At 45.1% G+C, this 23114-nt stretch carries 17 protein-coding genes and 1 riboswitch; of the genes, 5 read left to right on the top strand and 12 right to left on the bottom strand.

What is annotated here, in order from left to right; genetic code table 11:
* Positions 1–40: 40 nt before the first annotated feature.
* The 5 genes from aat to FRZ54_RS01655 all read right to left on the bottom strand — a co-directional run bounded on the left by aat (position 41) and on the right by FRZ54_RS01655 (position 7272).
* On the bottom strand, positions 41–685 hold the full coding sequence (gene aat / locus FRZ54_RS01675) for a leucyl/phenylalanyl-tRNA--protein transferase (RefSeq protein ID WP_147029920.1): 645 nt from the start codon (positions 683–685) through the stop codon (positions 41–43).
* 9 nt (positions 686–694) lie between these two features.
* Positions 695–2635 (bottom strand): DUF3857 domain-containing protein, encoded by a 1941-nt coding sequence (locus tag FRZ54_RS01670; RefSeq protein ID WP_147029919.1) that lies wholly within the window; start codon positions 2633–2635, stop codon positions 695–697.
* 2 nt (positions 2636–2637) lie between these two features.
* Complete coding sequence (locus FRZ54_RS01665) at positions 2638–4566, bottom strand: DUF3857 domain-containing protein (RefSeq protein WP_147029918.1); 1929 nt, start codon at positions 4564–4566, stop codon at positions 2638–2640.
* Positions 4567–4637: 71 nt separating this feature from the next.
* Positions 4638–6545, bottom strand: coding sequence for a DUF3857 domain-containing protein (locus FRZ54_RS01660; RefSeq protein WP_147029917.1), 1908 nt, complete (start codon positions 6543–6545; stop codon positions 4638–4640).
* A 151-nt stretch (positions 6546–6696) separates the two neighbouring features.
* Positions 6697–7272 carry a porin family protein gene (locus FRZ54_RS01655; protein ID WP_147029916.1) on the bottom strand — a complete coding sequence of 192 codons (576 nt, stop codon included), beginning with the start codon at positions 7270–7272 and terminating at the stop codon, positions 6697–6699.
* Between the two features lie 128 nt (positions 7273–7400).
* On the opposite strand from FRZ54_RS01655, the gene FRZ54_RS01650 reads away from it, so the two are divergent.
* The 3 genes from FRZ54_RS01650 to FRZ54_RS01640 all read left to right on the top strand — a co-directional run bounded on the left by FRZ54_RS01650 (position 7401) and on the right by FRZ54_RS01640 (position 9495).
* Positions 7401–7616: a hypothetical protein gene (locus tag FRZ54_RS01650; RefSeq protein ID WP_147029915.1), complete on the top strand. Its 216-nt coding sequence runs from the start codon at positions 7401–7403 to the stop codon at positions 7614–7616.
* 38 nt (positions 7617–7654) lie between these two features.
* Positions 7655–8260: an HAD family hydrolase gene (locus FRZ54_RS01645; RefSeq protein ID WP_147029914.1), complete on the top strand. Its 606-nt coding sequence runs from the start codon at positions 7655–7657 to the stop codon at positions 8258–8260.
* 128 nt (positions 8261–8388) lie between these two features.
* On the top strand, positions 8389–9495 hold the full coding sequence (locus FRZ54_RS01640; protein WP_228462602.1) for an AI-2E family transporter: 1107 nt from the start codon (positions 8389–8391) through the stop codon (positions 9493–9495).
* A 10-nt stretch (positions 9496–9505) separates the two neighbouring features.
* On the opposite strand, the gene metF is transcribed toward FRZ54_RS01640, so the two are convergent.
* Genes metF through metH form a run of 3 tightly spaced genes read right to left on the bottom strand, consistent with a single transcriptional unit; the run spans position 9506 to position 14627 of the window.
* Positions 9506–10459: a methylenetetrahydrofolate reductase [NAD(P)H] gene (metF, locus tag FRZ54_RS01635; RefSeq protein WP_147029913.1), complete on the bottom strand. Its 954-nt coding sequence runs from the start codon at positions 10457–10459 to the stop codon at positions 9506–9508.
* Positions 10456–10866: a four helix bundle protein gene (locus FRZ54_RS01630; protein WP_147029912.1), complete on the bottom strand. Its 411-nt coding sequence runs from the start codon at positions 10864–10866 to the stop codon at positions 10456–10458. The genes metF and FRZ54_RS01630 overlap by 4 nt, the downstream gene beginning before the upstream one ends.
* A 41-nt stretch (positions 10867–10907) precedes the next feature.
* Positions 10908–14627, bottom strand: coding sequence for a methionine synthase (gene metH, locus FRZ54_RS01625; protein ID WP_147029911.1), 3720 nt, complete (start codon positions 14625–14627; stop codon positions 10908–10910).
* A gap of 139 nt (positions 14628–14766) precedes the next feature.
* Positions 14767–14877, bottom strand: a riboswitch (SAM riboswitch).
* Positions 14878–15065: 188 nt separating this feature from the next.
* Between metH and FRZ54_RS01620 the strand changes: the two genes are divergently transcribed.
* Positions 15066–17318, top strand: coding sequence for a Tex family protein (locus FRZ54_RS01620; protein ID WP_147029910.1), 2253 nt, complete (start codon positions 15066–15068; stop codon positions 17316–17318).
* 132 nt (positions 17319–17450) lie between these two features.
* On the opposite strand, the gene FRZ54_RS01615 is transcribed toward FRZ54_RS01620, so the two are convergent.
* A complete protein-coding gene (locus tag FRZ54_RS01615) occupies positions 17451–17927 on the bottom strand; it encodes an Lrp/AsnC ligand binding domain-containing protein (RefSeq protein ID WP_147029909.1) in 477 nt (158 codons plus the stop codon).
* Between the two features lie 642 nt (positions 17928–18569).
* Here FRZ54_RS01615 and FRZ54_RS01610 point away from each other — a divergent pair.
* A complete protein-coding gene (locus FRZ54_RS01610) occupies positions 18570–18851 on the top strand; it encodes a hypothetical protein (RefSeq protein ID WP_147029908.1) in 282 nt (93 codons plus the stop codon).
* Positions 18852–18962: 111 nt separating this feature from the next.
* Here FRZ54_RS01610 and FRZ54_RS01605 read toward each other — a convergent pair whose 3' ends face one another.
* The 3 genes from FRZ54_RS01605 to FRZ54_RS01595 all read right to left on the bottom strand — a co-directional run bounded on the left by FRZ54_RS01605 (position 18963) and on the right by FRZ54_RS01595 (position 23111).
* A complete protein-coding gene (locus FRZ54_RS01605) occupies positions 18963–20930 on the bottom strand; it encodes a glycoside hydrolase family 97 protein (protein WP_147029907.1) in 1968 nt (655 codons plus the stop codon).
* An 84-nt stretch (positions 20931–21014) separates the two neighbouring features.
* Positions 21015–21848: a glycoside hydrolase family 16 protein gene (locus FRZ54_RS01600; RefSeq protein WP_147029906.1), complete on the bottom strand. Its 834-nt coding sequence runs from the start codon at positions 21846–21848 to the stop codon at positions 21015–21017.
* A 36-nt stretch (positions 21849–21884) separates the two neighbouring features.
* Entirely contained in the window at positions 21885–23111 is a 1227-nt protein-coding gene (locus tag FRZ54_RS01595) for a glycoside hydrolase family 5 protein (RefSeq protein WP_147029905.1), read from the bottom strand.
* Positions 23112–23114 lie beyond the last annotated feature (3 nt).

The following is a 23114-nucleotide window of genomic DNA, read 5'->3' as shown; positions in this document are numbered from 1 at the left end:
AAGTTTAGAAAACTTCATAAGTCTTTAACAAAACACAAAACTAACCTTTAAACCCCGAATTTTGCAGCGCTTCCATATATTCTTTCCGGCTGATCATACGGGCGCCCATCGATTCAAGATGCCCGGTATATACCTGGCAATCGATCAGCTTATATCTTCCACTTTGGCACAAACTTATGAGGGCTGTTTTTGAGGCGTTATTTACCCGGCTGAACATGCTTTCACCGCAAAATACCGACCCAATTTGCACGCCATATAAACCGCCGGCTAATTCATTGTTTTTCCACACCTCAACCGAGTGCGCGTGGCCCGCGCGGTGAAGTTCGATATAGGCTGCTTTCATATCGCCGGTTATCCAGGTGCCGTCCTGCTCCTGCCTTTCGGCAGTTGAACAGGCTTCAATTACCTGCTCAAAACTTTTATCCCAGGTAACTTCGAACTTGCCCGACCGAAGCACGTGCCGCATGCTTTTTGATATTTTTAGTTCACCGGGGAACAATACGAATCTTTCGTGCGGCGAGTACCAGAGGATAGGCGTATCATCACTATACCAGGGGAATATTCCGTTTTGATAAGCCAGCAACAGGCGGCCGACCGAAAGATCGCCGTCTACAGCTAAAAGGCCACCCTCTTCAGCAAGCGAAGGGTCGGGGAATATCAAATGTTCATCCAGCCTGAATATCATCAGGCAAATTTATGCCTTCTTATGTATCACCAGTTTTTTATTCTGCACCTTCGCAACAGCATCCAGGTATTCCTGCATCTCGGTGTATTTAGCCGCGGGAATTACGTGGTTGCTCAGCACAAATTTAGCCGTGCTTATCACCTGGTTTTTGTCTTTGTTGTAAACATAATTTACATCATAGTTACCGTACGTAAATTTCAGGCTTGCATTTGCCGGCATAGTTTCCACTTCATACCCTGCGGGCACGTCGATGGTAGTAGTACAGGATTTTATACGCGGCCATTCCCAATAAAAATCGGCTTTCCTTGGTTTATCGGGTATGGGCACCGTATTTGCCCACAGTTTAAAAGCGGAAGGACGGTAAAATTGCTTGTCCGCAGTCATCACATCGCAAAATTGGTCGTATTCAAATTTCAGTTCTACCCGCTTTATCCCGTTAATGTCTTTCCCCTGGTCAAAATCAAATGACGACGGTTGTTTAATTCCCAACTCTTCGAGCCAAAATTGCTTTTGTTCGTCGGCCTTAGCCGCCTCAACTGCCAGAAATAGCTCACGGTACTCACCGGTACTGGATATGTTGATCTGTGTTTTGGCCCCGCCGTTTGGCGATAGCGTAATATGCACATCGCTGTTAAACTGATTTTCAATTGCTTTACTTTTTGGAGTATTTATCAATTTCCCGCCGTCTTCGGTTATTATTAAGGCATTCCGGTTTTCGGTAAAAGATCCTAATTCCCCAAATGCGGTTTTATTACTGGTGCATTCCAGCCAGGTGGTGTCATTTTTAAAAGGGATACATAAAATAACATGATTAAAATTATCATACGGGAAAGAATAATTAGCAGGCTCTTCATTTTCGCCTGCTCGTATAATTGTATAATATGAATTAATATTTACGGCCTTAAGCAGTGCATACATATAGTTTGATAATGCCTTGCAGTCGCCATATTTTTTTTCATCCACAAAGGTAGCTGCAAAAGGTTTCAGACCCCCAATGCCAAGCTGAATACTTACGTACCGCATATTCTGCTGCATATATTTGTACAGAAATTTTGCTTTTTCCTTATCCGTTTTAATGGTATCCGTCATTTTTTTTATTTCAGCAATTCGTTCCGCACTCAAGGAACATACATCTGAATTTAATGCCAGTTGCCATTTGCCATAGGTTTGCCAACTGCTTAAATCGCCCGGATTGCCAAAAAAATCAAATTTGCTTTGACCGAATTTGATTACCGGTGAAACCCGCCACGGCATTGCCCTCTCCTCCAGCTTAAAAGCTTTCAGGTTTAAAACCCGCCAGGCGTAGGTATCAATATTGCCGGATGATGTTTTTTCCGGCATTAATGTAATATTTCTATTAAAATACCTGAATCCGGCATCACTGTTAATTGATATAGTATAAAATTCGTTTTGAATAGATTGCTGGTCTCCCTGTATCCACCACTGTCCCAGGTCAATAAGACTTGTTTTAATTTCTTCATACTCTACCTCAATCGTTTCCGGATAATCGGCCACAGAATGTTTTAAACCAAGAAAACGCTCATCATTTACAAGGGTTGCTTCCATTGAAACGGCGCCATCATACATATCACTTTTGTGATATTTTTTTATCATTTTTCCATTCTTGTCGTAAATATGAACATCTATAAAACTGTAATTGTCATATTTTTTATTGTAAGCATATTGCAAAAACGCCTCATGGTCACCTTTCTCGTTAAGGATGGTGATCAGGCTGTGGTGTTTCCGGGTCTCCTTGCCGGGTCCGGTTATTTTAAGTTCATCGAATGAATACCTTACTACCGAATTTGCGTCCTCTTTCAACGAATCCGGAATACCGGTAGCGGTATAAAGCTCTTTGGGGATATCTTTATCCTGGCTGCGGGCAGCAGGACCGAAGAAAAACAGGCCTGCAAAAAGCAACAGGCCCTTTATATAATTATTTAACTCCATTTTTATGCTTTTTTTAAGATGATCTGCTCATTCAGCATTTCGTACATCTTCTTGAAAAATTCATGTATCTCTTCGTAATTCTCTTTGAACATGATCGACTTTTTAAAACTAATAGTGTACCTCACCGTTATTACACCTTCCTGCTCCACTACCAGCCGCTTGAACCCGATACTTTGATCTGACATATCCATACGCGCGCTTTTAGGCAGGGCATCGGTTTTATACCCCGCGGGCAACTTGTAATTTCCGGAAATTATATAGTTGTTATTATAACCGAAGTCGATATCTGTCGTTCTTTTTTCACTGAGGAACGGATTCGCGCCCATCGATATAAATAAATTGGGCTTGAAATAAATGTAGTTCTCATCAGAACCGGTCAGGTCGAGGTTAAAATTGATGTTTTGTGTCAGGGGCAGCGAATCGACATCCATATTATCAAATTTTACCGACGATATTTTAAGGTCGTTATTGCCTTCCTTTAAGTTTTCAATAAACTTCTTTTCGCCATCGGTCTTATAGCTTTCAACATTATCTATCCTGTTGTAGCTAAAGCTGCTTATTTGCGCCATTCCGTCCATTTTACCATCAGGTTTTATATCGGCATTTATCAGCACGACATCACGCACCGGGGCGGTGTTTTGGATAAATGTGATGTCGTATTTTCTATTTTCCTTGTCGATGGTCAGGCCGAACGAATTGAGCAGGTTGTGGGGTATCACATTGTACATATTGTACTTGTTGGTGGCATCCAGCACATAATAAGTAGCGCTGTCGATAGGCACATACGTAGCCGTTGTGTTAAATTGATACCTCGTGGGGTATGCAGGATTTACTTTGCCATTTTTCCTGGTGCTCATTAATATGGGGTAGGCCTTTATACCGGCCCGCATAAGCAAGTGGTATACCATCAGGTTTATCTCGGTGGAGTTGCCAATCTTTTTATCCCAGGCTTTTGCCGTACCATCGTCTGTATATCTCAGGTACAGATCATTCCACTTCATCGTATTTTTTACCTGGTTAAAAATGTAAGCTATCTTTTCGTCATCGGTTTTCAGGCTTTTTACGTGATTGAGGATATCCTCCTCGCCGGTCAGCTTTTTCCTGAATTGCGCGCCAAAGTCATCAAAATCAGCCTCGTTTTCACCGATCTTTTGCCAGCTTTCAGAAAAATTCTGACCGAACGATCCGGCTCCCGGGGTTATGCTCAGCAACTGGGTGAGAATACATTGAAAATTATCTTTTACCGAGCTCATGTAGGGCTCTGCATTGATCGAAGGAATGTTGGCAAGTGCTATTTTGGATATCTGGCCATTGCCGTCCCTGCTGTTTACCGCGTAAGGCTGGGTTACTTTGACGAGGTTTTTGTAGTGAAGTGCGTCTGGTACTTTGGCTTCGATCTCGCTATACCGGGTAGGCAATTCGCTCTGAAAATACCAATCGGGGAAATCACCTGCCGACTGGCTCAGGATGCTGTATTTGTATTCGATAACCGAGCCCGGCTTAACATCGGGAAAGGTCAGTACCATTTCCGACCGGTCACGGTCAATCCGTTTATCAAAAATCTGTTTCTTATCTACTTTAACTATCTCAACATTCCCGTTGTTCTGGTTAATAGTTTGCGCCTGCAGCTTTTCGATCCATTCAAAATGGCCTCCACCCCAATAGGGAATGTGTACGTCGGCAGCGGTTTTCCCGTTATCGTTAAAGATCTTAATCCTGACATGCCTCTCCAAAACGATTTCGGCGTCCGTAAAAAACACCGTGCCTTTGTCAAACAGCACTTCTGCATTTGCATCTGCTTCAAAATCACATTTTGTCATTTCGAGATCTGATTTGTCGATTTTTCCAAAAGGCTGGATCGTGGGAGTAGTTTGTGCATTTGCTGTAAATACAAACGCACATAAAATTGCAGTGGTAAAAATTTTGTTCATTATAAAATTGCGTTAAGGTTGGTAATTTGAAAATAAGGATTATTAGTGGGTTTTGAAAATAAAATTCCTTCCTATTTTTTTTTCAGCACGATCTGCTCGTTAAGCATTTCATACATCTTCTTGAAAAATTCGTGCAGGTCAGGATATTCCGTTTTTAAAAATTTTGTGCGCTTAATATTGACCTCGTAATGAAGCGATATATAACCATCCTGGTTTTCGAGCGATCTTCTGAATTTTATGCTTTTATCGGCCATCACAATATTTACGCTTTTAGGCAGCGATTCCACCGCGTAGCCTGGCGGTAATTTATACCGCCCGCTGATAACATGGCTGCTTCCAAAACCAAAATCGATTGGCGAAGTGCGCGACTCGCTTAAAAACGGATTGTCGTGTAATGGCGTAAAGATATTAGGGGTAAAGAACAGGTAATTATCCGAATTATTGAGATCGTAGGAAAAATCGAAATTTTGTTCAAACGGCAAGGTATCAGCCTGCATATTCGATAACTTCAGGTTTGTTATTTTAACATTATTGTCGCGCCCTGTCAGGTACTCATTAAACTTCTGGTCGCCGAGGGTTTTATATAATTCCAGGTCCTGTGTTCTCCTGTAGCCGTAACTTGCTATCTGGCCGGTTCCTTTCATTTTTGCGTCAGGGTTTATGTCTGCTACTATGATGATCACATCTTTCGAGGGGGTTTTATTCTCCATATAAACCATCTCATATTTATCAGCATCCCTGTTAAGACATAGCCCGTAGGAGTTAAGGAATTCATACGGCACCTGGTTATATACATTGTATTTGTTCGTTGCGTCCAGCACATAATACCTGTTGCTATCAACCGGCACATAGGCAACCAGGTTGTTGATTTGAAATATATCGACAAAATCGGGCTGTATCAGGCCGTTCTCGCGTGTGCTTACCAGCATAGGATACGCCTTTACCCCGCTTTTTTTCAATAGGTGATAAAGCACCGCATTCACTTCGGCCGAGTTTCCTACCCTTTTTTTCCATGCATTCCGAATACCGTCCCTCGACGCCCAGTTTTGAAAGCCGTTCCAGCTCATGATGCTTTTTACGCTATTGAACAAATAGGCGATTTTCTCATCGTCATTCTTCAATGCCAATGCCCTTTTTATAAGGGTATCCTCGCCGCCCAGGTGCTGATCCAGCTCTTTGTAGTAATCTTTTGCAGTCGCCAGTTTCTTTCCGGCTTTCTCCCAGGTATCGCTCAGGTCAATGGTTGTCCCGTCAAAGGTTTGTACCGATGTTAGCAATAATGCAACACTTTGCATGCCGTCGCCCTCGGCCCGCGCGTAGGCTTCATCTTTTACCGATGGAAGGTCCTCTGCTGTCCAGATATGGCCCCCTGTTACAAGCGTATCCTGGGCAAACGGCTGATTCCTGCGCGTAAAGGCTTTAAATTGCAGGCGCGAGCTGAAAAGCACATTGAATTCGCTATACCTGGTCGGAATATCTGTTTGAAAATGCCATGCCGGAAAGTTGGAGGCGATGTTGCGCATCAGCGTATACTTGTATTCGATCACCGATCCGGGCTTTATGTTGGGGAACGAGATAATAATGGCGTCCTTGTTTTTGTCGGTATGCTGGGCATAAATAAGCTTCGGGTCGAGTTTGTCTTTGACTATTTTGCCATTTTCAAGGTTTATAGTTTCGGCCTGGATGTCTAATATATTATCGACGCCGTACATGTTGTCGTACTCTATCTTAACGTTACCATATTCCTTACCCTTTTCGTTAAATATTTTCACCCGCTTATGCCGTTCCATGGTAAGAGCACCCAGCGCGCTAAAGTAAACACGGGCCTTGTCGAAAAGTACTTCGGCGTTCGCATCTTTTTCGAAACTGCACGAGGAAAGGCGGAGATCGGCGCTATCGATTATCCCAAATAGCCGTATCTGTGCGTTCGCGCCGATGGCGACAGACATAAAAATTAACAGGGTAAAATACTTCCTCACGTCACAAGGTTTGGTAGCGACTAATTTAATAATAAAAAATAAATTAAAAAATTTAGCTTAATCTTAAATTCTTTATGATGGAAGAGGTAAGGTGCAAATAAAAAACCCCGTTATCAAAAGATAACGGGGCCTCGTTTCACTGGTAGTACGATTAAAAGAATTTAAACCCGACACTCAGCGCCCACAGGTTTTGCCGCTGGCCGAAATCGGGGTTGATCTTGGTTAAACCGCCCTCGTAACGCAGATCGGCAGTTATCGGGCCTATGTCCACACCACCGCCAGCCTGGAAACCGAGCGTACTGTTTTTGTAATGGCCAAAGTCGGCCACGGCTGCATTGGTATTGTCCGAAAAGCTCTCGCTTTTATCGAGGGCGTAGGTATACACAGGGCCAGCCATTAGCCTGAAATTGAGATTTTTTGCACCAAATTCGTGACCTATCAATACCGGTACACTTACATTGGTAAAATTTACCTTGGCGGTAAAATTACCATCGTCCGAGCTGAACTTGCCACCGGTGCTGCTCAAATAAACTTCGGGCTGGAAATAAAGCGCACTACCGAATCGGGCGAATACGCCTGCCTGGTAACCCGTACGGGTCGATTCGTTCAAATTGTCGGTATTTATTTTAGAGAAATTGACACCGCCTTTAACACCGACGGAAATTTGCGCCTTTGCGCTGATGCAAACGGCTATCAGCAATGCGGCGCTTAAGAGAAACTTTTTCATAATTTTAATTTAGTTTATACGCAGGTTAGATGTAATCCTGTAACAAGGGTTTAAACAAACGCTGAGCCAAATTATTGCATGGGGCTACAGCAGAATTTTTATATTTTTGCTCAAACTTTTTTTCGACCATGGCAGAGATCAGCATCAGCAATAAGGATTGGGAGCGCGTAAAGATCAAATTACAAAGGAAATACAACAATTTGACCGACGAGCAACTTCAATATACCGAGGGCCAGGAAGACAGCCTGATAAGCAAAATAATGAGCCTTGTTAACCGCGACCGCGGCTACGTGGTGTTTACGCTGAAGAAGGCGTTAGTGAATATAGATAACAACCGTTTGTAGGTTATACTATACAAATGCGGCCTATTCCCTAAATATTAATGATAACCACCATCATTTTCGACCTCGGCGCCGTACTTATCGACTGGAACCCGCGCTATATGTACCGCACTATTTTTGAGGACGAGGCCGAAATGGAAAAGTTCCTGGCTGAAATTACCACATCCGACTGGAACGAGGAGCAGGACGCTGGTCGGACGCTACACGAGGGAACAGAAATACTGATTCAGCAATTCCCGGAGCACGAACACCATATCCGCGCTTTTTATGGCCGCTGGGATGAAATGCTTGGCGAGGCTTTTCATGAAACGGTGGAAATATTCAGACAACTTAAGGAAAGCGGAAAATATAAGATATACGCGCTCACCAACTGGTCGGCCGAAACATTCCCGGTGGCGTTTGAGCGATTTGAATTTTTAAAATGGTTTGATGGCATTGTAGTTTCAGGCGAAGAAAAGATACGCAAGCCCACGCCGGAATTCTACCATATCCTGCTCGACCGTTATAACGTGAAACCCCGGGAAGCTCTTTTCATTGATGATAATTACCGCAATATTTTAGCAGCAGAAAAGATCGGGATCAATTGTATCCACTTTACTTCGGCGGAACAGTTGGAAGTAGAATTAAAAAGGCTGAGCGTATTTTGATTCGTTACTACGAAGTACGTTCAATTACATTGTGACCTAAACCTAATATTTGGTAATGTTATGCTGATGTAAAACATGGCCGAGCAAACAAATTCCTTAATAATACATTACCTTATAAACCTCTGCCAATGGGAATAAAAATTAAGGACCAGCCCTTTTATATTCAAAGTACTGCCGTGCTCTTTGGGCTAATCCTGTTGGTTTATGTAATGGCCCAACTTGCTGATATACTGATTCCGCTGGCGTTTGCTGCTTTTTTATCTATCCTGTTGAATCCGCTTTGCAATTGGTTCGAAAAACATAAGATACCGAAAGGATGGTCTATTTTGTTATCAATGCTTATCGCCGTTGCCGTTGTAACTGGGGTATTTTATTTTTTATCCACGCAAATTATTCAATTTGGAGACGCATTGCCTGCTTTGGAAAAAAAATTTGCATCAATTACGCTTAATCTGAAAGAGTGGGTATTCGCTAATTTTAATATCACTATCGCAAAACAGGACCAAATGATCAAAGAAGCCTTGCGTAATAGTCAGGGCATGGTAGGGAAAACGCTTAACGGATTATTGGGCACCCTAAGTATTATTTTTTTGCTGCCGGTATATATATTCTTTATGCTTTTATATAAAACATTGATCCTGAATTTTATATATGAAGTATTTGCCGAAGAGAACTCAAAAAAAGTAAGCGAAGTATTAAAAGAGACCAAGGGCGCTATTCAAAGTTATATAATGGGATTACTTATTGAAACCACGATAGTAGCTATACTCAATTCGAGTGCATTGATCTTATTGGGTGTAAAATACGGCGTACTGATAGGTTGTATAGGTGCGTTATTAAATCTGATACCTTACCTGGGCGGGATAATTGCTATTGCACTGCCTGTATTAATGGCTACGGTTACCAAAGATGGTTTCTCCACACAGGTCGGTGTAATAGTTGCTTATATTGTCATTCAGTTTATCGATAATAACATATTGGTTCCGCGTATTGTCTCATCAAAGGTGCAGATCAACGCTCTGATGTCAATAATTGTGGTGTTACTTGGAAACCAGTTGTGGGGTATACCAGGCATGTTTTTATCGATACCTTTTGTGGCTGTTTTGAAGATTATATTTGATCGTATAGACGAGCTTAAACCCTGGGGGAAATTACTTGGCGACAATATACCGACCGTGCGCATAACCGAAAGATTAAAAAACACGAGGAGAAGAAAAGCTATTTTGCCCGAATAAAATAAACGTTTTAAAATATCGCTTCTGCAATTTTTCTTGTCGGGCCGGGGTTACTCATCGTATAGAAATGGAGCACCGGGGCGCCAAATTCAACCAACTCTTTACATTGATCGATCATCCACTCGATGCCCGCTTCCCTTACTTCTTTTTCCGATTTGCAGTTGTGAATAAGGTCGCTCAGATCCTCCGGTATATCGATGTGAAATATTTTTGGCAGGCTGATCAGTTGCTTTGACGAGGTGATCGGCTTCAGGCCCGGTATGATAGGCACATTGATACCGCTCTCGCGGCAGAGTGTCACGAATTCCTTGTATTTGTTGTTATCAAAAAACATTTGGGTAACAATAAAATTGGCGCCCATGTCTATTTTTTGTTTTAAATAGCGAAAGTCGGTTTTAAGATTCGGGGCCTCGAAATGCTTTTCAGGATAACCTGCCACACCAATGCAGAAATCGGCATTGACCACTTCATGATCCTCATAAAGATATTTACCGCTGTTCATGTTCACAACTTGCTGCAGCAGGTCGGTAGCGTATGAATGACCGCCCGGAGTCGGGATAAAACCCGAATCGGCCATACGGGCGTCGCCTCGCAAAACCAGTACATTATCTATACCCAAAAACTGCAGGTCTATCAGCGCGTTCTCGGTCTCCTCCCTCGTGAAGCCACCGCAAATAAGATGCGGCACAGCGTCAACCTTGTACTTGTTCATAATGGCCGCGCAGATGGCTACCGTGCCCGGGCGTTTACGGTAAGATACTTTCTCTAACAAACCATTCTCATGCTGCTTATATATATAATCCTCGCGATGATAGGTAACATCAATAAACGGCGGGTTAAACTCCATCAGCGGGTCTATAGCATTATAGATGCTTTGGATACTGTTGCCTTTTATCGGCGGCAGCAGCTCGAACGAGAAAAGTGTTTTGCCTTTGGCAGCGTTAATATGCTCGGTTATTTTCATTTTTTAGTAGCAGTGGTAGTAGCAGTAGCAGTTTGATTTTTAGGTGTGAATTTTTCAGGATTTAAGGCCATTGAATTTAGCATACGACCTATTTCATTATATTTTGCTTGTAGTGTGGCATGCTCGTTTTGGTTGATATACTCACAATCCAATGCGAAATCGAGCCAGATAGATGTTTCGGTAGCTTCCCCATCTGCATCTGTCATTTTTGAAGCAAAATGTTTGGGATAAATTCTTTTACGGTAGCCTTCACCAATATTGATACACACAGATCTTGAAGACCTTCTGATTTGGTCGACCAACGAATATGTTTCCTCTTTGGGAAACTTAAATGTAAGTATTCGCACGTCGCGGGCTCCTTGAAAAGCCAACTGATAAACTTTAAGTTCCCTAAAACTTCCTGTCATTTTTCAAAGGTACTAACTGCTACTTTACACTGCTACTGCTACTAATAATTTATATTCGGCCCCAGCCAGCGTTCCACTGTTTCCACGGACATATTCTTCCGCTTGGCGTAGTCTTCAATTTGATCCTTGCTTATTTTTCCTAAGCCAAAATACCGTGCCTGCGGATGCGCAAAATAGAACCCGCTTACGGATGCCGCCGGTGTCATGGCCAGGCTTTCGGTCAGGTGCATGTGTGCGTTATCTTCAGCCTTCAGCAAATCGAACAGTGTTGTCTTTTCAGTATGATCCGGGCAGGCTGGATAACCTGGTGCCGGACGTATGCCCTGGTATTGTTCTTTTATCAAGTCCTCGTTGCTCAAAACCTCGTCTTTTGCATAACCCCAATATTCGCGACGCACCAGCTCGTGCATTTTTTCGGCAAAGGCCTCGGCCAAACGGTCGGCTAATGCTTTAGCCATGATGCTGTTATAATCGTCATGATCCTTTTCAAACTGCGCCACCAGTTCGTCGCAGCCTATGCCTGCTGTTACGGCAAAGCCTCCAAAGTAATCAGGTATTCCGCTTTCTTTTGATGCGATAAAATCGGCCAAAGCATAATAGGGTTCGCCCTTTACCTTTTCGGCCTGTTGGCGCAAGGTATGAATGCGTGTAAGCAGTTGCTTGCGGCTTTCGTCGGTATATAATTCAATATCGTCGCCAACGCTTGCGGCAGGCCAGAAACCGATAACGCCGTTTGCCTGCAGCAGTTTTTCGCTGACGATCTTTTTCAATAATGCCTGGGCGTCATCGAATAGCTTTTTGGCCTCTGTGCCGACAAACTTATCATCAAATATTTTAGGATAACTGCCACGCAGTTCCCAGGTATGGAAAAACGGCGTCCAATCGATATAAGGCACCAGTTCCTCCAACGGATAGGCCTCTATTACTTTTGTGCCCGTGAACGTTGGCCTTGCCGGCATCGCCCCATTCAGGTTGATCTCCATTTTTGATTTCCGGGCATCATCAATGCTCACAAAGCGCTTATCCGAACGTTTGTTCAAATGTGCCTCGCGGGCCTTTTCATACTCATCTTTTATGCTTTGGATGTAACTGTCACGGGTGTCGCGGTTCATCAAATTACTGCAAACCGTAACACTTCGCGAAGCGTCAAGCACGTGTACCACGCCATGCTGGTAGTTGGGTGCAACCTTTACGGCCGCATGTATCCGCGAGGTTGTCGCCCCGCCAATAATCAGCGGAATATTAAAGCCTTCGCGGTCCATTTCTTTGGCAAAGTGAACCATTTCATCTAACGATGGCGTGATCAGTCCGCTTAATCCTATAATATCCACCTGGTGTTTCCTTGCCTCTTCAATGATCCGCTGTGCAGGAACCATTACCCCAAGGTCTATCACCTCGAAATTATTACAGGCCAGTACCACACCCACTATATTTTTGCCGATATCGTGCACATCGCCTTTAACGGTGGCCATTAATACCTTGCCTGCATTGGCACGGCTGCCGCTACTGTCCTCGCCGGCATCTATCACACGCTGCTTTTCCAGTTCAATAAAAGGCAGTAAATAAGCAACCGCCTTTTTCATTACCCGGGCCGATTTTACCACCTGCGGTAAAAACATCTTACCCGAACCAAACAGGTCGCCTACCACGTTCATGCCATCCATCAGCGGACCTTCAATTACTTCCAATGGCTTGGCAAATTTTAAACGTGCCTCTTCCACGTCGTCATCCAAATATTCAATAATGCCTTTTACTAAAGCATGTGACAAGCGTTCTTCAACCGTTCCCTTGCGCCATTCTTCATCGCGAACGATCTCTTTGCCTTTTGATTTGATGGTATCTGCAAACTCTACCAATCGCTCGGTAGCATCAGGGCGGCGGTTAAGCAGCACATCTTCTACCTTTTCAAGCAGGTCTTTCGGTATCTCTTCGTAAACTTCCAGCATACCTGCGTTCACAATGCCCATATCCAGGCCAGCTTTGATAGCATGGTAAAGAAACGCCGAGTGCATAGCCTCGCGCACAGTATTGTTACCGCGGAACGAGAACGAAATATTACTTACTCCCCCGCTTACTTTGGCCAGCGGCAGGTTTTGTTTTATCCAGCGGGTAGCCTCAATAAAGTCAACTGCATAGTTGTTGTGCTCCTCTAAGCCGGTAGCAACCGTCAATATGTTCGGGTCGAAAATAATGTCCTGCGGTGGAAAATTAAGCTCGTTCACCAGTATATCATAGCTGCGCTTGCAGATCTCGATACGGCGGGCCAATGAATCGGCCTGGCCTTGTTCGTCAAAAGCCATCACCACCACGGCCGCGCCGTAGCTTAATATTTTACGGGCCTGGTCCTTAAATTTTTCTTCCCCCTCTTTCAGCGATATCGAGTTTACTATGCCTTTGCCCTGCAAACATTTCAACCCGGCTTCGATAACGGTCCATTTGGATGAATCGACCATGATGGGCAATTTGGCGATATCAGGTTCGGACGCGATCAGGTTCAAAAACTTCACCATCGCCGCTTCCGAATCGATCATCCCCTCGTCCATGTTCACATCGATGACCTGGGCGCCGCCCTCTACCTGCTGGCGGGCAACGGTTAGCGCGCCTTCATAATCTTCGGCCAGTATAAGCTTCGAGAATTTAGGCGAACCGGTAATATTGGTACGCTCGCCTATGTTGGCGAAATTGGTTTCGGGTGTCAGGATAACAGATTCCAAACCGCTGAGCCTTAAATAAGGCTCGGTTTGGGGTACCTCGCGGGGCGCGCCCTTTGCAGCTTTTTCGGCAATGTGACGGATGTGATCGGGAGTGGTGCCGCAGCATCCGCCAACGATATTAACCATGCCCGATCCGATAAAATCCTCGATAAAGTGCGCGGTCTCATGCGGCATTTCATCGTAACCGCCAAACTCATTGGGTAAACCGGCATTGGGATAGGCGGAGATAAAAACGTCAGCTTTTGCCGACAACTCTTCCAGGTGCGGGCGCATTTCTTTGGCGCCTAAAGCGCAGTTGAGCCCGACAGATAATAAATTGCCATGGCGAACCGAATTCCAGAATGCCTCAACCGTTTGCCCCGAGAGCGTACGGCCGGAAGCATCCGTAATGGTACCCGATATCATGATGCCGCCTGTATTCCTGAAAGCCGGGTGATCTTTGCCGGCTGCCATACATTCGTTTTCGTAACGTTTTATAGCGAATAGGGCTGCTTTTGCATTGAGTGTATCAAAAATAGTTTCGATCAGTAAGATGTCCGAACCGCCGTCGACCAAGCCACGTACCTGCTCATAATAAGCTTCGGCCAGGTCGTCAAATGTAACGGCGCGATACCCGGGGTCGTTCACATCGGGCGACATGGAAGCCGTCCTGTTAGTGGGGCCTACTGCCCCCGCAACAAAGCGGGGCTTGCCCGGGTGTTCGGTGTTATATTCATCAACAGCTTCGCGGGCAAGCTTTGCACCTTCATAACTTAGCTCGTAAGCCAGGTCCTCCATGTGATAATCGGCAAGCGATATCCGTTGCGTGCTGAAGGTATTGGTTTCGATAATATCCGCACCGGCGTCCAAATATTCTTTATGGATCGCTTTGATCACATCCGGGCGTGTGATGTTGAGCAGGTCATTATTGCCTTTAAGGTCAGAAGGGTGGTTTTTAAAACGCTCGCCACGAAAATCCTCCTCGGTCAATTGGTACCGCTGTATCATGGTACCCATTGCGCCGTCAATAACCAGTATGCGTTTTTGTAGCTCTTTTCTAATATCCATTTTGTGATTCCACCGATATAGTTTTTTGTGATTCCGCCGATTACGCTCTGATTCCACTGATAATCGGTGCAATCAAACAAAAATCGGTGTAATCCTATAACCAAGCTTATAACGAAAGGCCGGGTATAATGTTGACCTTCGCTTATCTGTCTTACCCATTTTTGAGGCGGGCAAGTAGAACGTAGCACCTTGTAAGCACAGGTTGCTAAGACATCGCAGGGTCTAATCCCTCCGTCTTTCTCTATAAGCAGTGCAAATTTGCACAATAAGCTTGTAAAAACAAAATGGTGCAGCGGGCAGCGGCAACAGCCCGTTTTTAAATGAGAATAAGGTGACAGAATTTTACCATCTGGACGACTTATTGCCAAAAATTACTTTTAAACACCATTTCCTATTTCCGCCAAAGAATACCAACTTCGCAATCCTTATTTGAATTTTATGACCAGTCATTATAAAAAAATAGCCACTGAGCTCTCCATCACCGAAAAGCAGGTAAGCACCACGGCTGCGTTGCTGGACGAAGGTGCAACCGTCCCTTTTATTTCCCGCTACCGAAAGGAAATGACCGGCAGTTTGGATGAAGTTCGGGTGGCTGCCATCCGCGACCGGGTGCTGCAGTTGCGTGAACTGGATAAACGCCGCGATGCAATCCTGAAATCGCTGACCGAAATGGGTAAACTAACGCCCGAGCTCGAAAAGCTGGTGAATGAGGCGGAAACAATGGTGGCTTTAGAAGATATTTATCTTCCCTATCGACCCAAGCGAAAAACACGCGCAATTGCCGCCCGGGAAAAAGGTTTGCAGCCTTTGGCCGATCTGATATTAGCGCAAACCAGGATAGACCCGGAAGAAGAGGCGGCTAAATTTATTGATGAGGAAAAAGGCGTTGCATCGGCGGAGGAAGCTTTAGCTGGTGCGCGGGATATTATTGCCGAATACATAAGCGAACATGCCGAAACCCGCGCCAAAATGCGGCAGCTATTTTTAACGAAAGGCACTTTTCAATCAAAAGTGATAACAGGCAAGGAAGAAGCCGGGATAAAATATAAAGACTATTTCGACTGGTCGGAGCCGGTGAAAACGGCCCCTTCGCACCGGGTGCTGGCTATGCGCCGGGGCGAAAAGGAAGAGATACTCTGGCTGGATATCCAGCCGCCAGAGGATGATGCCATCAGCCTGCTGGAGCAGCAATTTGTCACGGCTTATAATGCGGCCTCGCAGCAGGTAAAGCTGGCGATAACCGACGGTTATAAACGCCTGCTTAAACCATCGATGGAAACGGAGATACGCTTGTTCACCAAGAAAAGCGCAGATGAAGAGGCGATACGGGTGTTCGCAGAGAATGCGCGGCAGTTGCTGATGTCGGCGCCACTGGGGCAGAAAAGGATCATGGCCATTGACCCGGGTTTCCGTACCGGCTGCAAAGTGGTATGCCTTGATGAGCAGGGTAAACTGCTGGAGTACACAGCCATATTCCCGCACACCGGCGCCGGCAATGCAAAGGAGGCTGAGAAAACAACCCGGCATATTTTCGAAAAATATAACATAGAAGCCATCGCCATTGGCAATGGCACGGCCGGAAGGGAAACCGAACTTTTTGTGCGCCATTTGAATTTGCCAGGCGCGACTATCGTAATGGTGAACGAAAGCGGGGCGTCCATTTATTCAGCATCAGAAGCGGCAAGGGAGGAGTTCCCCGACAAGGATGTGACCGTACGCGGCGCAGTCTCTATCGGCCGCCGGTTAATGGACCCCCTGGCTGAACTGGTAAAGATCGACCCGAAATCCATTGGCGTGGGACAATACCAGCACGATGTGGACCAGAACAAACTGCAAACCTCACTGGATGATACTGTTATCAGCTGCGTAAATGCGGTGGGAGTGGAGCTGAACACGGCATCGAAACAGATACTGGCCTACGTTTCGGGCCTGGGGCCGCAATTAGCGCAAAATATTGTCGACCACCGGAACGCCAATGGCGCCTTTAAACGCCGCGATCAACTAAAGAAAGTCGCACGTTTAGGCGATAAAGCTTTTGAGCAGGCGGCAGGTTTCCTCCGCATCAACGGGGCCGAAAACCCGTTGGATGCAAGTGCGGTTCACCCTGAGCGATATGCTTTGGTGGAGCAAATGGCGAAAGATATCAAATGTTCGGTAAAGGACCTGATGAGCGATAGCCAGCTTCGTAAAAGCATCCCGCTGCAAAAATATGTAAGCGAAACTGTGGGTTTACCTACACTGAATGATATTATGGCCGAACTGGCCAAACCCGGTCGCGACCCGCGCGAACAGTTTGAGGCATTCAGTTTTACGGAAGGGGTTAACGAGATAGGTGACCTGAAGATTGGCATGAAACTGCCGGGGATCGTAACCAATATCACCAATTTTGGCGCTTTTGTGGATATTGGCGTTCACCAGGATGGGCTGGTGCACTTGAGCCAGATCACTAACCGTTTTATTAAGGACCCGAACGAGGTTCTCAAAGTTCATCAAAACGTTGAAGTGACTGTAACCGAAGTGGATGTTAATCGAAAACGGATATCCTTATCCATGAAAGCTAATGAACCACGTCAGCAACCACAACAAAGGCCGCAGTATAAACCTGTTCATAATCAGCCTAAAAGACAGCAGGAACAACCGGAGACGGATATGGCTTTAAAGCTGGCTGCCCTGAAGGGGAAATTCAAGTAGAATTAAATAAACATCATGTCATTTCGAACGAAGAGAGAAATCTTAAACAATTTGCAATGGTTTTCAGTCGCTTGTATAAGATTTCTCCTCGTGCCTCGTCGAAATGACAGTTGGTAAGGGTTACAAGGAAAATTATTCCAAAGTTATCTGCCTGCGAATGCTTTCCTCCAGTGATATAAAGGTTTCGGTACGCTGGATGCCCTTCACGCTCTGGATATGCTCGTTCAGCACTTCGCGCAGGTGGTTAGTGTCATGACATACTATTTTTGCGAAAATGCTGTAGCTGCCGGTTGTGTAATGAAGTTCGACAATTTCCTTGACTGCTTTAAGCTGTTTCACAGCCTCGTGGTACTGCGATCCTTTTTCTAAATAAATGCCCAAAAACGCGGTAATATCGTATCCCAGCTTCTGTGGATCCACCTCCAGGCTCGCACCTTTGATGACACCCATTTCTTCTAATTTTTTCATGCGAACGTGTATCGTTCCGCCAGAAACTATCAATTCCTTGGCAATTTCGGTGTACGGAGTGGTCGCATTTTTCATTAAAATCGACAAAATCTGGATGTCGAGATTATCAATTTCTAAATTTTGAGCTTTTCTGTGGGACATAAATTTGAATTTCGGTATTCAAATACAAGTTTAATTAAAATAAAATTAAAAATGCAAATATATTATTGAAATATTTGCAAGAAATTGATAGTCCTGTTAGATTTGTAATAAGCAAATGGATAATGCTTGCTGTTCTTTTATTTATAAAAACAATGTTGGGTGGTGAAATTTATGGCAGACACACCTCCTTGTCCCGGTGGCGGAGAGCATGGGAAATCAGTTTCGGCTGACCAACCACTCCTTGAAGGTTCGACCCCTTCCCCAACAGCTAAGTTTGAGCCCTAAGTCTTAAGCCCGAAGTCGAAAGTCAAAAATTGACTTCAGACTCAAGACTCAGAACTTTAGACTTAATATACTGTAGGATGGTGAAATTTATGGCAGACACACCTCCTTGTCGCGGTGGCGAAGAGTTTGCGAAACTCTCAGCAATGAGAATAAGCACTTCGTGAAGGTTCGACTCCTTCTCCTACAGCCCTTCTCATAATTTAGGTTTATAATTGGTTAGTAAAGACCCCTGCCCATCAGGGGCTTTGCTGTTTTTAGACCATTTTGCAATTACCGGTTTGCAGTAGCGGTCATGTCGGGTCAACTAAAAACTGCCAACCCATATATTATAACTACCTTTAGAAAAATCCGCAGCCTATGATACTCTTTTCAAGACGTAACCTATTCTACAGCGACTATAAATGGAGTACCTATGTGCCCAACGACCCGCGCACGAACGGCAAGCCCGACAATACCCTTTTTGATAAGGCGGAAGGGAATGAAGTTGTATATCTCATCAACAGGCTAATGGCGCTTTGGGATTACCGCTTTTCAAACACGGGCAATAAAATGGAAAAATTGATCCACGACAAAATGCCCGCCGATGTAAATACCCAGGAAGAGGTGCAGCAATGGCTAAAGGCGAACTTGAAATTCTAAGCCCCCTGTCTATAAGGTGAATTCAAAATTGAATTTTTGAAGCTCAGCATGATGTATGATCAAAACTTCATTATTCGAAATTCGGTGTTCGATATTCATTAAAAGCCAGCCCTACTGTTTTTCAAACCTCGCTGCCCAGCCACCGCCCGAGGCTAACTGAACTTTCAGCTTATCTTTTGAAGTTACTGTAATTTCCTTCTTCACATAATCCGTCGCATCGCGGTCGGCATTGATGCCATCTTCAAATATGGTCGCCTTATAAGTGCCATCGCCTAAAAAGGAAAGATCGATGCTGGTTTCCCGTGCTGTCCAGTTGCTCATCGAGCCGGCATACCAGGTTGTACCCTTACGCCGCGCGATGCTGACGAATTCGCCAACCTTGCCATCCAGCGCCACGGTCTCATCGAACACCGTAGGGACCTTTGCAATAAAATCGGTGCTTTCCTGCTCCTTCATGTAGGCCGTAGGATTGTCAGACAGCATTTGCAGGGGCGCTTCAAATATGGTATACATGGCAAGCTGGTGGCAGCGCGTACCCTGCGCCATCGGGTTGCTGTTTATGGGGCGGATAGATTCTTTGGTAGCATTGCGCATTGCACCGGGGGTATAGTCCATTGGCCCGGCCATCATGCGTATAAAGGGTATGCTTACGTCGTAGCCCGGGTGGTCCTTAACACCCCATTTCTCGTTCTCCATGCCTTTAACACCTTCGCAATTGATCACGTTGGGCCAGGTGGTCATCAGCCCCGATGGCTTGTACATGCCATGGTAATCGACCAGCAAATGATTTTTTGCAGCTTTTTCAGCAAGATCATAAAGTGAACTCACCATTTTCTGGTCATCGCGGTCAATGAAATCTATCTTGAACCCTTTTACGCCCATTTGCGCAAATTTGGCAAACAAGCCGTCAGCGTCGCGGGTAATGGCATACCAGGTCGACCATAAAATAACGCCCACGCCCTTTTGTTTGCCATAATCCACTATCTGTTGTATATCCAGCTTGGTTTTGGTCAGGTCGTGGTCGTCCGACCAGCCTTCATCGATAATGATATATTCCAGTTTATTTGCTGCCGCAAAATCAATGTAATATTTGTAAGTAGGCACATTAATACCGGCCTTAAAATTAACGTGCGATATGTTCCAGTCGTTCCACCAGTCCCAGGCAACCTTGCCCGGTTTTATCCACGACAGGTCGGCAATTTTCGAAGGTTCGGCCAGCCTGCGCATCATGTCGTTATTCGCTAATTGTTTATCCTCCGTACTGATGACCACCACCCGCCACGGGAAGGTGTGGATACCCTTTGTTTTGGCGATATAATCGGCGCGCTCGTCCACTACGTAATTAATATTGCTCAACTCTTCCTTTGTCGGGTAAGGTGCAAATACCCCATGCAGGTTATGGCCGGTAGTGCCCGGCGTCAGGTACATGCCCGGGTAATCCTGCAGGTCGCCCTCCAGTAACGCCGCTTTTTTACCATTACCCAGGTCAACCAGTACCGGCATAAATGCAAGCGTATCTTTTTTTATCGCCGAAATGTTCAGCCTATCATACAGGGCCTCGAATGAAGTGTTGAATTTATCGTGGTGACGATAATCGTTCACAAAAGGAAGGTAGGCTTTGTCATCATCTTTAAAATTAAAATTAGCCTCCTCGTTCGCTATGGTTATCTCGTAAGCTTTTGAAGTAAAGAAACGATAGGCAGCGCCGTCGTCATAGGCCCTGAAGATCATCCCATAATCATTTCTGAAGGTTAACGTCAGCTGGTTATAGTTGTCAGTAATTTTATCTTTTTTATACAGGGGGGTATTAATAACCTGGTTACCGGACGATGGCTTTGCATCCTTCACTTTCACATCATCGCCGAAAACCATACCGTCGCCCAGGGTAAGCGATACCTCCGAAGGCAATATTACTTCGGTATCCTCGTGCTTTACCGACCATTCGATGGTTTTTCCGACCGAGACCATCAGGTCAATTTTCCCGTCAGGCGATTTTACATGATAAACCTTTGTGTTTTGTGCAAGGGCAATTGTGCAGGCAAAAAATAAACAAAGCGATAGCAGGGCGCGCAGTTTCATCAGTAAAGGGTTTACAGTTAGCGATTCGTGATTTCGAAACTAAATAAAAACCGTATAACTGACAATTTTATTTTTTGGAGTAAATTAATTCGTTTGCTTGTACACCCGTACGTAGTCTACATACATACTTGCCGGTAAAATGCTTTCATCAACCGCGGCTCCGGGGAAATCGCCGCCTACCGCAAGGTTCAACAGGATGAAGAAAGGCAAATGGAAAGCGCCGGTGTTGTTGATGTTGCCCAAAATATTGCCGGTTTGATAAAGCGTATTGTCAACATACCAGCGGATCTGTTTGGCGTCCCATTCAATGGCATACACATGGTAATCGGCCGGTGTTGTCATGGTGGTACTGCCGTACGATACGTGGCCGCTGCCGCCGTTCCAGTGCATGGTTCCGTATATCACGTTGGTGGCATTAATATGCTCCATAATGTCCAGTTCGCCACAGGTTGGCCACGAAACCGTGTTGATGTTGGCACCAAGCATCCAGAATGCCGGCCACATACCCTGTCCCATTGGCATTTTTATACGCGCTTCGATGCGTCCGTAGGTCATGGAAAACTTGTCCTGGGTTTTCATGCGCGCAGAGGTGTAGGGCTGGCCCGAAACCAGTTCCTTATTGGCGGTAATAACCAGGTTGCCATTACTTATCGAAGCATTTTTAGCCTGGTAAAATTCTTTTTCGTTATTCACGCCGAGATTACCGAGGTCAAAACCCCATTTGGTATCATCGATATTCGCCTCGTCGAACTCATCCGACCACACCAATGCATACACAGGTTTTACCGTCGTATCCGTTTTTATAATGACGTTATTCGACGGGTCCGATTTTGATTTGCTGCACGAATACAGCCCGATAATGCCAGGGATGATGGCCAATGCCGGAAGGATAGTTTTTTTGAGTATGGATGTTCTCATAAAGTTGAAATGTTCTGTTATTTACGAATATTCAAGTCAATTGGTCTTAAAGCCGAGCGCGCCAACGTAGCCTTTGTTAACGCGGCAGTGTTCAAAGCGGCTGTTCTCTATAAAATCATACAACGCTTTTTTTACCTGTTCGCGGTCTACCGGGCCAACTTTGCGTATATCTTCAAAGCTGCTTCGTTGTTTTGCAGCGTATTCAATGATCTTATCATAATTGGCTGGCTTGTCAAAGGTGACGAAGCCGCTCAGGTTCTCCATTTTTTTGTATGGCCAATAGTGCCAGCCAATGTTGTTTTGCTCCAGCACATCTTTAAACTGCTTTACCCATTCGTCCTTGTTTTCGCCTGTTTCGCCGCAGTAAATGGGCACATTGTATTTATCCCTGAAGTCGATATAATCCTGTATGACGGCTTTGGTAGGGTCGGTCCAGTATTTATGGAACTGGTAAATGAGTTTTGCATCGAACGGTGGCCCAAAAGGTTTAAAATTGCTGTCCCATTGCGCGCCGCCCAGTATCACGATATGATTCTTATCCACGGTGCGGATAGCAGCTGTTATCAATTTATAAACGGGTTCGAGCGAAGGATTAAAATCGCCGGCGTCAAAATAAGTGGCAATAGGTTCATTCAGCAGGTCGTATCCAATTATGATAGGCTCATTTTTATAATGACCGGCAATGCGGGCCCAAATTTCGGCACACTGCTTTTGGCTGGCTTCACTTTTGAACAGGAATGGATAGCCGTATCCGTCGTCAATATTATCGCCGGTCTGTCCGCCGGGCGCCGCATGCATATCCAATATCACGTAAATACCCTCTTTTTTACACCAGCTAATGACAGGATCGATCAGTTCAAAACCCCTGTTGGGGTCGTTGGCCCCAAGATAATCTTCACTGGTAAAAAGGCGGTAATTAAAAGGTATTCGGATGGAATTTACGCCGATGCTTTTCAGGTAATGAATATCACCTTCGGTAATATAGTTGTGCAGGTATTTCTCCCAGAATTTTTTGGCTTCGCCAGGCCCTATCAGCTCGGTTATCGCTTCGTTGATAAGCCTGGGCGAATTTGTTTTGTCGAATTTGAACATATACCCTTCGGGTATGAGCCAGTTACCCAGGTTAGTGCCCCGCATGATGAATGGCTTGCCATCGGGCCCGATGACGTCTTTACCCTTAACGGTGATGAAGCCCGGTTGCGCCTTTATGCAAAAAGGCAGCAGCAGTGCAAAAAACACAACTGCAAGTATGTTCTTCTTCATAAT

The sequence above is a fragment of the Mucilaginibacter ginsenosidivorans genome (assembly GCF_007971025.1).
Taxonomy (GTDB): domain Bacteria; phylum Bacteroidota; class Bacteroidia; order Sphingobacteriales; family Sphingobacteriaceae; genus Mucilaginibacter; species Mucilaginibacter ginsenosidivorans.
The sequence above is the reverse complement of the archived record's forward strand: the minus strand, read 5'-3'. Positions and strand labels throughout refer to the sequence as shown.